The sequence below is a fragment of the Magnetospirillum fulvum MGU-K5 genome (assembly GCF_000442515.1).
In the GTDB taxonomy this organism is placed as follows: Bacteria; Pseudomonadota; Alphaproteobacteria; order Rhodospirillales; family Magnetospirillaceae; genus Phaeospirillum; species Phaeospirillum fulvum_B.
This window is the reverse complement of the sequence record NZ_AQPH01000024.1, coordinates 33,600-45,348: the sequence shown is the minus strand read 5'-3', so window position 1 is coordinate 45,348 and position 11,749 is coordinate 33,600. Positions and strand designations below refer to the sequence as shown.

10 protein-coding genes are annotated in these 11,749 nt (G+C 63.2%); 2 read left to right on the top strand and 8 right to left on the bottom strand.

Annotated elements, in window-relative coordinates; all coding sequences use genetic code 11:
- Both poxB and K678_RS08210 read left to right on the top strand, forming a co-directional pair.
- Positions 1-1,500, top strand: a 1,500-nt coding sequence (gene poxB / locus K678_RS08215) for a ubiquinone-dependent pyruvate dehydrogenase (RefSeq protein ID WP_021131996.1), incomplete at its 5' end; no start/stop codon positions are given.
- A 141-nt stretch (positions 1,501-1,641) separates the two neighbouring features.
- Complete coding sequence (locus K678_RS08210) at positions 1,642-2,193, top strand: NADPH-dependent FMN reductase (RefSeq protein ID WP_021131995.1); 552 nt, start codon at positions 1,642-1,644, stop codon at positions 2,191-2,193.
- 115 nt (positions 2,194-2,308) lie between these two features.
- Here K678_RS08210 and K678_RS08205 read toward each other — a convergent pair whose 3' ends face one another.
- The 8 genes from K678_RS08205 to K678_RS08170 form a co-directional block, all read right to left on the bottom strand.
- Positions 2,309-4,498, bottom strand: coding sequence for a tetratricopeptide repeat protein (locus tag K678_RS08205; RefSeq protein WP_021131994.1), 2,190 nt, complete (start codon positions 4,496-4,498; stop codon positions 2,309-2,311).
- A 326-nt stretch (positions 4,499-4,824) separates the two neighbouring features.
- Positions 4,825-5,589, bottom strand: coding sequence for an enoyl-CoA hydratase (locus tag K678_RS08200; protein WP_021131993.1), 765 nt, complete (start codon positions 5,587-5,589; stop codon positions 4,825-4,827).
- A gap of 149 nt (positions 5,590-5,738) precedes the next feature.
- Entirely contained in the window at positions 5,739-6,434 is a 696-nt protein-coding gene (locus K678_RS08195; RefSeq protein ID WP_021131992.1) for an amino acid ABC transporter permease, read from the bottom strand.
- Positions 6,424-7,185: an amino acid ABC transporter permease gene (locus K678_RS08190; protein ID WP_021131991.1), complete on the bottom strand. Its 762-nt coding sequence runs from the start codon at positions 7,183-7,185 to the stop codon at positions 6,424-6,426. Before K678_RS08190 ends, K678_RS08195 begins: the two co-directional genes overlap by 11 nt.
- Positions 7,185-7,955 carry an amino acid ABC transporter ATP-binding protein gene (locus K678_RS08185; RefSeq protein ID WP_021131990.1) on the bottom strand — a complete coding sequence of 257 codons (771 nt, stop codon included), beginning with the start codon at positions 7,953-7,955 and terminating at the stop codon, positions 7,185-7,187. The genes K678_RS08190 and K678_RS08185 overlap by 1 nt, the downstream gene beginning before the upstream one ends.
- A 118-nt stretch (positions 7,956-8,073) precedes the next feature.
- The gene (locus tag K678_RS08180; RefSeq protein WP_021131989.1) at positions 8,074-8,880 is read right to left on the bottom strand and encodes an ABC transporter substrate-binding protein; all 807 of its coding nucleotides are present in this window, start codon (positions 8,878-8,880) and stop codon (positions 8,074-8,076) included.
- A gap of 65 nt (positions 8,881-8,945) precedes the next feature.
- Positions 8,946-10,355 (bottom strand): DcaP family trimeric outer membrane transporter, encoded by a 1,410-nt coding sequence (locus K678_RS08175; RefSeq protein ID WP_021131988.1) that lies wholly within the window; start codon positions 10,353-10,355, stop codon positions 8,946-8,948.
- Between the two features lie 299 nt (positions 10,356-10,654).
- Positions 10,655-11,464, bottom strand: a complete 810-nt coding sequence (locus tag K678_RS08170) for a MetQ/NlpA family ABC transporter substrate-binding protein (RefSeq protein WP_021131987.1) — start codon at positions 11,462-11,464, stop codon at positions 10,655-10,657.
- Positions 11,465-11,749 lie beyond the last annotated feature (285 nt).

Sequence of the window (11,749 nt, the reverse complement as noted above, 5' to 3'; positions counted from 1 at the left end):
GGTAATCTCCATCTGATCAACGGCCTGTTCGATTGTCACCGCTCGCGGGTGCCGGTTCTGGCGATTGCGGCACAGATTCCCAGCGCGGAAATCGGACGGCATTATTCTCAGGAGACCCACCCCCAGACCCTGTTCGCCGAATGCAGCCATTTCTGCGAAATGGTTTCAACGCCGGAGCAGATGCCGGGGGTGGTCGAAACGGCCATCCGTGCCGCTGTTGGTCAGCGCGGGGTCGCGGTGATCGTCATCCCCGGCGATGTCGCCTTGATGAAGGCCCCGACCGAGGCGCGGTCTTCGGTCTCTCTGCTGCCGCCGGTTCCGCTCGTCCGCCCCCATGACGATACGATTGACGCTCTGGCGGTCATGCTGAATGCCGCCTCTCGCGTCTCGTTATTTTGTGGGCGGGGCTGTTCTGGCGCTCATGACGATGTGATCCGTCTGGCTGAACAACTGAAGGCCCCGATCGTCCATGCCTTGGGCGGCAAGGAAGGGGTTGAGTACGACAATCCGTTCTCGGTGGGGATGACCGGATTGATCGGCGTGAGTTCCGGCCATTACGCGCTTCAGAACTGCGACCTGCTGCTGATGCTGGCGACGGATTTTCCCTATCGCCAATTCTACCCGACCGAGGCAACGGTCGTTCAGGTCGATCTCCGCGTCGAGAATTTGGGGCGGCGCTGTCCGATCGATCTGGGCGTTGTCGGCGATGTCGGGGCGACGATTGCCGCCTTGCTGCCTGGTCTCGATACAAAGTCAGACAGAAGCCATCTCGACGAATGCCTGGGCAGATTTTCCCAAACCCGCCGTGATCTCGACGATCTGGCGGTCGGCCATCCCGGACGCACCCCGATCCATCCGCAATATCTCGCCAAGCTTATCAGCGATCATGCCGCCGACGATGCCGTGTTCACCTGCGACGTTGGGACGACGACGATTTGGGCGGCCCGCTATCTGAAAATGAATGGGCGGCGGCGGCTGATCGGATCATTCACCCATGCCTCGATGGCGAATGCCCTGCCGCAGGCGCTGGGGGCGCAATCCGCCTTTCCGGGGCGACAGGTGATCTCGCTGTCCGGCGATGGCGGCTTCGCCATGCTGATGGGTGACTTCATCACCCTGACCCAGCAGGCATTGCCGGTGAAGATCGTCGTTTTCAATAACGGCACGCTGGGCTTCGTCGAGTTGGAGATGAAGGTCGCGGGATTTCTTGAGACCGGGGTCGATCTGATCAATCCAGATTTCGCGGCGATGGCGCGGGCGATGGGGGTGTTTGCCCGCCGGGTCGAGGACCCGGCCGATCTGGACACCGCGTTGCGAGAGGTGCTTGACCATGACGGCCCGGCGCTTCTCGATGTCGTGACCAACCGTCAGGAACTGGCGATGCCTCCGCAAACCACGTTGGCCCAGGGGCTTGGCTTTGGTCTCTATGCGCTGAAAGCGATGATGAACGGGCAGGGCGATGATCTGGTTGATCTCGCCCGGACCAACCTTTTCCGTTGATATCTGTCCGAGGAGGAATGAACGATGAAATACGGTCTTCTATGGCTGCTGGGCGTCCCGATTCCGGTCCTGATCATCATCTATCTGTTCGTTCGTTGATGCGGTTGGGCCGGGTCGTTCCGGTATTGAAAGAGAGATGCCATGAGTCAGATCCGGATCGCCGTTATCGTCGGCAGCCTTCGTCGCGACTCGTTCAATAAAAAGCTGGCTCTGGCACTTGCTCCCCTGGCTCCGCCCGAGGTGTCGTTCACTCACCTCGGGATTGGCGACCTGCCCCTGTATACTCAGGATGAGGATGCCGCCCAGGCGGAGTCGGTTGCGCGCTTGAAACGTGGGATTCTGGCCGCACACGGCGTTCTGTTCGTGTCGCCGGAATATAATCGCTCGGTGCCTGGCGTGCTGAAGAACGCAATCGATCATGCCTCGCGCCCCTTCGGTCAGAGTGCGTGGCGAAAAAAGCCTGCCGGAATTATCGGCGTCTCGGTGGGCGCCGCCGGGACCGCGATGGCCCAACAGCATCTCCGCAACATTCTGGCCAATCTCGACATGCCGACGATGGGCCAGCCCGAGGCGTTTCTTCAGGCCAAAGAGGGGCTGTTCGATGCCGATGGCATGATCGGTCCGGACAGCCGGAATTTCCTCGAGGGCTGGATGGGCCAGTTCACCGCCTGGGTGCAAGCCCACGCCGTCTGACAAGGGGCGGTGCGTTGAAATCGATGGCCTTATACCGACGAGCCGTCGATTTCGCAACTGGTGCTGGCCGCCGACACCGGAGCGGGCAGGTCGGGGAACGGGCGGTCGTCCCCGCTTACCCCGGCTTTTGAATCCAGAACTGGTACATCCCGACGAAGGTCAGCGGGTGGTCGGCCTCGAACCGGCTCCACTGGCCAAGATCGGTCGCCGCCCAATCGTCGGGAAAGCGCGAGCGGTAGGCCTGAAGGGTGGTTGCGTCGATGTCAAAGCCAAGGAAGCGCATCTTCGTCTTGTCCAGGACCGCCGCGATCGTCTCCAGCGTCAGGCAATGTTCCTCGACGTGAAAGATCAGGTCGCGGCATTCGCTGGTCGTAAAGAAGTCGGAAAATTGGGCGGCCTGGGCCAGGGGGGACGACGGACCGGCGTCCAAGATCTCCTGGCGGCAGCGGCGGATGCCGTCGGCGGTGGCGGGATAGCCCCGCTCGGCGATCAGGGCGCGGGCGAAGGCCAAGCCCCGGCGCGCCGTTTCGCTGTAGAAGCCGACCCGCATGAAGCCGCCCGGCCGCAGCAGCGACAGCAGGATCGTCCAGGCCTGCACCGGGTCGGACAGATGATGCAGCACGCCCGACGAATCGATGACGTCGAAGCTTCGCCCCAGCGCGGGCAGGGCCAGGATGTCGGCCTGGGCGTACTCGATCGCGCCCAGCCCCAGCGCCAGACTTTTCCGCTTGGCGTAGCTCAGGCTGGACAGGCTGAGGTCGACCGCCAGAACCCGCGCCCCGGCGTAGCTCTGGGCGCTTTCGATGGATTGCTGGCCGGTGCCGCACCCGGCGACCAGCACGTCGCAGCCGGGTCCATGGGCCGGGGCGAAGGGCAAGATCGGAGCCAACGGGAAAAGCTTCCGCAGGACGGCATCGACCGGCCGGGCCGTCTCGGGCGGGGCGGCGACGATCCAGCGGGGATAGGGGTTTTGCTCGTATTGGGCCTGGACCCGGCGCGACACCTCGGACTCGATCGCGGTCAGCCGGGGGATGGTGGCGCGGAGATGCCGCTCCTGCTCGGGCTCGCGGCATTGCTGGGTCAGGACGGCCTCGACCGGCCCCGGCCAACTCCGCTCCAGCAGGCGGGCGGCGCCGGGCAAGGAATGAAGCGGGCGATAGGACGCCACCGCGACGACCCAGGCGGGCGGAACCGGGGCGCCGCTGTCCAGGGCGGTGGCAAGGGACCGGGCCAGGTGGTCAACCTGCTCCGTCTCGCTGTCGGTGAGGTCGTAGACATATTCGTTGATGAAGCATTGCCGGGCGAGCGCGGCGTGAAAGTCGGACAAACCCGGTGCCGGTTCGACGGCCGCGACCGCCGTGTCGAGCAGGGCGTGGCGGGCGACGGTCAACAGCCGTTCCAGCCCGCTGTCAGGAATCGGGGCGGCGGTCAGGGCCGCCCGCAACACCGGGTCTGCAATGGTCGCGGCGAAATCGGTCGAGGCGAGGAACCCGGCCGAGACCACCCGGTGGGAACCGCCATCGCCAAACCGGGCCTGGGCGGACCCGATCTCCGGGTTGGCCTTCACCAGGGTCAGCGCGGCCCTCATCACCGCGCTGGTCCGGTCCCACGGTTCGGCGAAGGCGCGCAGCACCGCTGCTTGCATCGCCGCCTGGGCCGCCCTGTCCGTCGGCACGGTGCCGCCCCGGCCCAGGCAGTAGACGAACAGCCGTTTGGTCGGCCCCATCTCCTTCAGGGCCAGCGCGCGCAGGCAGGCCTGGATCGCCTCGTCGAAACGGCCGAGATCGCTTAAAACGTGGGCCAGATTGCACTGCGCCTCGGCCAGACCGGGATTGATCGCCAGGGCCTGACGAAGCAGGTCGGCCGCCTCGTCCAGCCGCCCCTGCTCGCGCAGGACGTAGCCGAGATTGCTGTAGGATTCGGCATGATCGGGCCGCAGCGTCAGGGCCCGCCGCCAGCTCGCGACCGCCTCGTCATGCCGCCCCAATTCCTTCAACACGCTGCCGAGGTTGGAGCAGTACATCGCGTTGTTGGGGTTGACCGCGACGGCCTGGGCGATCAGCTCCGCCGCCGCCTCGGGCTGACCGCTTTGGAACGCGACCATGCCCAGCAGATGCAGGCTGTCGGCGTGGCGGGGGTCGAGCGCCAGAATCCGCCGGTAGAGCCGTTCGGCCTCACCCAGCCGCCCCTCCTGATGGTGGCGGAAGGCCTCGAGCAGAATCGGCTGGAGTCCGGATGGCTCCGCCGCCGTCCCCGGCGTGCCCGTCTTCGTCGCCTTGTCGGCCCGGCGTTGCTTGCGATTCATCGGACGTCTCCCCCGCGGCAATGACCGCTGGTCGCAGGATACACGGCTCTTCCGGCGTGGAACACAGGGGTTCGCCCCCGGACGCGGCGGCAGCGCACAATCTCCTTGTGTTCTTTTTCCCCGATCGGGCCGAGGCCTCTTTGCCCGACGCGCCCGCACAGGCTATGGTCGCAGCCAAGACGGGACCGAAAGGCCGCCCCCAGTGCGGGGGCTGTACAGAGACGGTATCGGCTGACGTGATTTGCCGTATTGTCCCTCTGCCCTAGCGGGCGCATCCGCGCTCTTGGCCGTCAGCCATGGCTGGCGGCCAAGAGCGGTTTATTGCCTTAGGCGAAGCGGGAGAAGTCGGGCTGACGCTTGGCGAAGAAGGCGTCGATCGCTTCGCGCAATTCCGGCGAACGCAGCCTGTGCATGAACAACTCAGCTTCCTCGACGATGCGGGTATCGACCTCATGGCGGGGCGATTTGATCAGGGATTTGACCTGACGCAGCGCTTCGGGGGCCTTGGCGGCAAGGCGGGCGGCCAGTGCCAGCGCCTCGGTTTGCAACGCGTCCGCCTCGACAACGCGGGAAACCAGCCCGATCTCGCGCGCGGTCTCGGCATCGAAGCTGTCGCCCAGCATCAACAGCGCGGCGGCGCGGTGGTAGCCGGCGAGGCGGGGCAGCAAAAGCGAACTCCCCGCTTCGGGCACCAGACCGAGATTGATGAACGGGAAAGCGAACTGCGCCGTCCGCGCCGCGATGACGAGATCGCAGTGCAGCAGCATCGTCGCGCCGACTCCAACGGCCGGTCCGTCGACGGCGGCCACCAGGACCTTGTTCGCCGAAGCCAGGGTGCGGATGAACCGGAACGCCGGGTGATCGGGTCCGTCGGGCGGGTTTTCCAGAAAATCGCGCAGATCGTTTCCGGCGGTGAAAACGCCGTCGGTTCCGTGAAAAAGGACAACGCGCACCGCCGGGTCGGCTTCGGCGCGGTCCAGCGCGGCGGCCAGTTCGCCATACATCTCCACGGTGATCGCATTGCGCTTGTCCGGGCGGTCGAAGCCGACGACCAAGGTCGCGCCTTCGTGCCGCAGGGTAATTCCCGTCATGTTTTGTCCTTCCCTGTTGCCTGGTCTTCTTGTTTTTGTCGAAGTCGGCACAACGTCCAACTCCGCGTCGGCGGTTTTGCCGATCGATTGTGAAGTCCTAAGGCACAGAGTATGAATAAAACCGCTACGCGATCAAGGGGGCGGATCGTCTAGTCCCACGACGCGGCGACAGGCCTGCGCATGATCTTGCGCACCAACAGGGACAGGCCGCCGCACAGCACGAAATACAGCGCCGCGGTGAACAGAAAGATCGTGGTCGGATAAAGCTGGGTTCGGTTGTTGACCTGACTGGCAACCATCGTCAGTTCGGGGACATTGACGATAAAGGCGAGCGAGGTATCCTTGATCAGCGAGGCGAACAGGCTGACATAGGAGGGCACGAGATTGACCAGCGCCTGGGGCAGCAGAACCACGAACAGGGTCTGCATTTCGGATAGCCCGGTGGACAAGGCGGCTTCGCGCTGACCACCGGACAGAGCCTCTAACCCGGACAGGGTGCTGTACATCACCGCCGCGGCGGAGAACCAGGCCAGGGCGAGAATCACCGACACCGTGCCGGGGATCGCCCCGCCGAACAGGGCCGGGACCAGGAAATAGACCCAGAAGATCACGAAGATCAGGGGGATGCCCCGGATCAGGTCGGCCCACACGAACAGCACGCGCCGCAGCAGGCCGGACGAAAACCACGCCAGCACCGCGAGCGCGATTCCGCCGACCAGGGCCAGCACGCCCGAGGCGAGGGCGATCAGGACGCTAAGCAGCAACCCGCCCGGCTCTCCCTGCGCCATCCGGCCCCACAGCAGGTAATCGAGATTGCGCCAGATCACGTCGAGTTCAGGCGGCATGTCCGGCCTCCGCGCCCCGCCGTCCGTCCCGTCGTTTGGGGGCAAAGGCCAGCATCAGCCGTCCCATCGCCAGCCCGAGCAGAAGGTACAGCCCGGTCCCGACCGCGAACGCCTCGATCGCGTGAGAGTTATAGCTTTCGATCTGACGCACCTGATAGGTGATCTCGGCCAGTCCGATCGCGGTGGCCAGCGAAGACAGCTTCATCAAATTGAGATATTGCCCGACGACGGCCTGAAACGAATTGGTCAGGGCCTGGGGCAACAGCACATGGCGCAGGCTGGCCCAATGGCCGAAGCCCTGACTGAGCGCCGCCTCGCTCTGGCCTTTGGGCAGGGCGAGCAATCCGGCGCGGATTTCCTCGGCGATGAATACCGCCGAGAACATCCCCAACCCCCAGGTCGAGGCGATGAATTCCGGGCTGACCAGCGGGATGTTGCCGGGCAGGGTGGCCCAGGAATGATCGGCGTTGATCCAGTCGCGGATTCCGGACGGCAGCAAGCCGAACGCGGCGAAGTACCAGAACATCATCTGGACCAGAAACGGCGTGTTGCGGAACAGTTCGATGATCCCGGCCGCGATTGTCCGCGCCGGTCGATTGTCCGAGATGCGCAGTCCGAGCAGGAGCAAAGCCAGCAGACTGGCCAGCACACTGGCGGCGATCGTGACGACGATCGTGGTGAAAAAGCCGGTGACCAGCCAATGCAACGGGGGGCCGCTCAGAACCCCGGCGAAATCGACGGAAAAGCCCATCACTCCGTCGCCGTATGCAAGGGAGACAGCAATTGCCGTAAGAAACGCTGGGCGCGGGGATGGCGGGTGGCGAGGAAAAATTGCTCGGGCGGGGCGTCTTCGAGGATCACTCCGCCATCGATAAAGACAACGCGGTCGGCGATCTCGCGGGCAAAGCCCATTTCGTGGGTCACCACCAGCATCGTGATCCCGGTGTCGGCCAACTGCCGGATCACCGCGAGAACCTCGCCGATCATTTCCGGGTCCAGTGCCGACGTCGGCTCGTCGAACAACAAGATCTTGGGCTGCATCGCCAGGGCGCGGGCGATCGCCACCCGTTGCTGCTGCCCTCCCGACAATTGCGACGGATATTGGGCTTCCTTGTCGGCCAGTCCGACCCGGGCCAGCAACGCCCGCGCCCGCTCCAGCGCCTCTTGCGCCGAGAGGCCGAGGACCTTGCGCGGGGCAAGGGCGATGTTCTCGGCGGCGGTCAGATGGCCATACAGATTGAATTGCTGAAAGACGAATCCGATGCCGGTGCGCAATTCGCGCAAGGCGGCGCCGCGATAGGACGCGGTGCTGTTCCCGTCGATCAGGATATCGCCCGAACTCAGGCTTTCCAGCCGGTTGACCAGACGGATCAGGGTCGATTTCCCCGATCCGGAGGGGCCGCAGATGACGACGACCTCGCCCTGGGCGACGGACAGATCAATGCCGCGGATGACCGGATTTGTTCCAAAGGATTTGGTGACGGAGCGAAATTCGATCACCGGCGGGGCGGGCTCTGACATCAACGGACCGATTCACTGCCAAGCGGGGGAGGGGAGATAAGGCGGCTCCCCAGCCGCAGCGACGGGGGAGCCGGTGATCAAGGGTAGCGGGTGGGGAACCCTTCCCTCAAGGCCGATGTTACGGGGTGCCGATCTTGAAATTGCGCGGCTCGGGCGCCTTGCTCTTGGCACCGAACCATTGCTCGAAGATCGCCGCGGCCCGGCCGTTATTTTCCAGCTCGAGCAGGATCGCATTGACCTGGGCAAGCAGCGCCGTTTCGTCCTTCTTGACCGCGACGCCGATCAGTTCGCGGCTCAACAATTCCGGTAGAACCTTGTATTTGGCCTTGTCCGGTGCCTCGGCCAGCAGACCGGCCAGGATTTCGGCATCCTGGGTGATCGCCTGGACGCTGCCATTGCGCAGGGCAGAGAAGGCCAGCGGGATATCGTCATAGGACAGGACCCGCGCTTCGGGGAAGCGGGCCTTGGCCGCCTGCTCGCCGGTGGTGCCTTTGACCGCCCCGATCCGGCTCTTGGCGTAATCGGCCAGCGTCGCTGGAGCGTTGGCCGGGACCAGGAATTGCTGGCCGGTGACGAAGTAGGGAATGCTGAAATCGACCACCTTGCCCCGCTCCGGGGTGATGGTGAGATCGGCGACAATCAGATCAGCCTTGCCCGACTGAAGCACCGGGATGCGGTTGGCCGGGTTGGTCGGCACAAGCTCGAGCTTCACCCCGATCTTGTCGGCAAAGGCTTTGGCGAAGTCGATGTCATAGCCTTCCAGGGCATGGGTCTTCTCATCGACGAAGCCGAACGGCGGATTGCTGTCAAAGACGGCGACCCGCACCACACCCGCTTTGCGGATATCGTCCAGCTGGTCGGCCTGGGCCGCGCCGGTGACGAAGACAAGGGCGGCGGCAAGAATCTGCGGTATCTTGCGAAACATCGTTTTCCCCCGAATGAAGAGAGAGGATGCGGGCCAGGTGGTCCTGTCCCGCCTCACTTTACGCGTTAGAAGCCGTACTTGACGCTGGCCTGGATCCGGTTCGCCGAACCGGACGAAGCCCAGGTCTTGGTCGCGGTATCATATTGCGGCCGGTCGAGTTCGATATGGCCGTAAATGTACTCGAGACCGACATCGGTGGAGTCCCACGGGCTCCAGATCAAATTGGCGTGGAATGAAGTCAGGCTCTTGAGCGGCTGAACGGTTCCCCCGGCGGGGGTGCTGAAGTGGCTGTAGCCATAGGCGGCGCTGCTGCGCAGCGTGTCGGTCCAGAAGTGGGTATAGCCGACGGTGCCGCCCCACACGTCGATCGGCCGGATTTCGTCATTGGTGACGATCGCCGAGATGAACTGGCCGTGTTCGAGATAGCGTCCGACGCCATTGCCATCGACGGTCTGGAACAGCAACTGATCCTTGCCGAAGGTCTTGATCCCGAGACCGGCCAGGACGCCATAGACGAACTTGCCGTCACTCTGCCCGGACAGGCCGGAATCGGTCGCCAGATAGCGGCCCAGGGCTGCCACGCCGACATGGCCCCACGAGGTGTCGGCGGTGTAGCGGGCGACCAGATCCGGGGCCTTGTCGATCTTGCTGTCGTTGAAGGTGCCGGTCGCGTTGAAATCGCCCTGCGGGCTTTCGATCGCAAGGTCGAGTTTGCCGAGCGGAAGCGGCTGAGTATAGCGCAACAGCGGCTGGCGCGTGGCGGCGTAACCGACCGGACCATTGAAATCGAGCGTTTCCGGCTGGGCGGTATCGAGGTCCGAGAAGGTCGTCCAGGTCTGACCGGCCAGGAAGCGCCCCCCCTGCACATAGGCCTGGCGCAGTCGGAACACGTTGGCGCCGCCATTGCCCGAGCCGTAGAAGTCGCCTTCGACATAGGTCTTCACGTCGCCCAACGCTTCGGTCGCGGTCAGAGCGGTCAGATTGAGCCGGGTTTCCTGGGCGCTGAAGGTGACCTGACCGTCGCGATTGCCCTTGCGCGAATGGTCGAGCGGAATCGATCCGAAATCGGTGGCGACGCTGCTGCCGATATTGCCGGAAAGATCGTCAACCGCGTCCAGTTTGACGTAGCCGCCGAACTTCAGCGAGGTCCGGGTTCCCGGAATCTTGAAGAAGCCGGGCTTGGTCGGATCACCTGCCAGCACAGGCGCCTCCGCAGCCTGCTTCTTGGCGATATCCTGCTGCTGGGCTTCGACCTTTTGCAGCGTGTCACTCTGGGTGGTGACCTGCTTTTTCTGCTCGTTGACCTGATTGTTCAACTCGTTGATCTGGGCACGCTGTTCGACGACCTGTTTTTTCAGCTCGTTGACCAGTGATTTCAGTTCGCTGATATCGTCGGCACGGGCGGACCCCGAATACAGCGCTGCCCCTAATCCCAAGGTGACGACCGAAATCGTCTTTGCGTTCTTGGAAAGCAATTCTCCCTCCTGCGCTCTTTCAATACTCAACCGCCGCAAGCGGTTTTTAGTTGTTTGGTGAATATATTTATCCCTTAATAAGGGTGTTTGGGCGGCGCGTTCGGATCTCCCGTCCGACGACGGGCGGCTCTGATGTCCTGTCGGCATTTCCGTTACTTCACCGGACGTTCGTCACACTGGATTGACGTCGCAGACATACGGCTCCGCTCTTCCCCGCCATCGGTGTGCGATGATGGCGGGGCTGTCTGGTTTCCGTGCATATGAGCGGAACGACCCGAACGACAGACGCGCAGGCCCCCTTACCACGCGGGAAGGATGGCCCCCTTGAAGCGCGTTTCAAGGAAGCTCGACACTTCCGGGGACTGATAGGCGGCGACCAGGGTCTTGAAGACCGGCTTATCCTTGTCTTGCTCCCGAACCGCGATGAAATTGCCATAGGGGTTGTTCTGGCGCGGTTCCTGAATCAGGGCGTCCTTGACCGGATCGAACCCGCCATTCAGCGAATAATTGGTGTTGATGACCGCCGCGTCGAAATCATCGAGGGCGCGCGGCAATTGCGGCGCTTCCAGCTCAAAGAACTTGATCTTCTTGGGGTTCTTGGCGATGTCGAGAACCGAGGCATCTTCCTGCTTGCCGTCTTTCAGGGTAATCAGCCCATGCGCCGCCAGCAGGCGCAGGGCGCGCGCCCCATTGCTGGGGTCGTTCGGAATGCCGATCTTGGCCCCGTTGGGCAATTGGTCGAATTTCTTGATCTTTTTCGAAAAAAGACCGATCGGCTCGACGATGGTGAAGCCAACGGGAACGATGTGATAGCCGTGCGCCTTGATCTGGGCGTCAAGGTAAGGCTTGTGCTGGAAGGCGTTGGCGTCGAGATCGCCCGATTCGAGGGCAGCGTTGGGCTGCACATAATCCGAGAAGGTGATCAGTTCGACGTCCAATCCCTTGGTCGCCGCGACCTTCTTCGCCACTTCGGCGATTTCTTCCTCGGCACCGCCGATCACGCCAAGCTTGACCTTTTCGGCGGCTTGGGCCGTGGCCGTCACCAGAGCCGCGACCAGACCCGTGGTCAAGGCAAACCCGCGCAGCCATCGTCTCTCAAACTTTACCATGGCATCGACCCCCGTCTTTGTTTTTGAAAAAACTGTATAGTCTATAGAGATACTATACAGTTCTGTTGCGCTGCAACCCCGAAATATGGCCATGCACAGGATATGGACATGCGGCATAGGGGGAGGGGCAGATATGGCGAGATTCGCCCTGTTGCAGGTGTCGACTTTCAATCAATCGGTTCGATTTCATGGGGTGGGCGACATCCTGGATATCGGCAGGCGTGACCTTTTTATGGTGCCGATCTGATTTCCGGAATGGTCTCGGGCAACGAGAGAGGTGCACCT

Coding starts and splice junctions, on each gene's coding strand:
- K678_RS08210 (WP_021131995.1), top strand. CDS start 1,642: ATGAGTCAGATCCGGATCGCCGTTATCGTCGGCAGCCTTCGTCGCGAC.
- K678_RS08205 (WP_021131994.1), bottom strand. CDS start 4,498: ATGAATCGCAAGCAACGCCGGGCCGACAAGGCGACGAAGACGGGCACG.
- K678_RS08200 (WP_021131993.1), bottom strand. CDS start 5,589: ATGACGGGAATTACCCTGCGGCACGAAGGCGCGACCTTGGTCGTCGGC.
- K678_RS08195 (WP_021131992.1), bottom strand. CDS start 6,434: ATGCCGCCTGAACTCGACGTGATCTGGCGCAATCTCGATTACCTGCTG.
- K678_RS08190 (WP_021131991.1), bottom strand. CDS start 7,185: ATGGGCTTTTCCGTCGATTTCGCCGGGGTTCTGAGCGGCCCCCCGTTG.
- K678_RS08185 (WP_021131990.1), bottom strand. CDS start 7,955: ATGTCAGAGCCCGCCCCGCCGGTGATCGAATTTCGCTCCGTCACCAAA.
- K678_RS08180 (WP_021131989.1), bottom strand. CDS start 8,880: ATGTTTCGCAAGATACCGCAGATTCTTGCCGCCGCCCTTGTCTTCGTC.
- K678_RS08170 (WP_021131987.1), bottom strand. CDS start 11,464: ATGGTAAAGTTTGAGAGACGATGGCTGCGCGGGTTTGCCTTGACCACG.